The following is a 204-nucleotide window of genomic DNA, read 5'->3' as shown; positions in this document are numbered from 1 at the left end:
AATATTGTTCAGCCATTTTAGTCCTCGCTGATCTGCACCGCGTCAGCGCCGTCGATTTCGCTGACCCGGACCTGCACGTCTTCTTTGGCAGAGGTCGGGATGTTCTTGCCGATAAAGTCCGGCCGGATCGGCAGCTCCCGGTGGCCGCGGTCAATCAAGACCGCCAGGGCAATCTTGCTCGGCCGCCCCTGGTCCATGATGGCG

General features: G+C 60.8%; 1 pseudogene. It reads right to left on the bottom strand.

Annotation, left to right across the window (positions count from 1 at the left end):
- Positions 1 to 17: 17 nt before the first annotated feature.
- Positions 18 to 204: pseudogene (locus tag lacNas_RS00250) on the bottom strand (bifunctional pyr operon transcriptional regulator/uracil phosphoribosyltransferase PyrR); the annotation flags it as partial.

The organism is Lactobacillus nasalidis (assembly GCF_016587775.1).
GTDB classification, from domain to species: Bacteria; Bacillota; Bacilli; order Lactobacillales; family Lactobacillaceae; genus Lactobacillus; species Lactobacillus nasalidis.
Note: the sequence above shows the minus strand (reverse complement) of the source record. Positions and strands in the feature narration are given on the sequence as shown.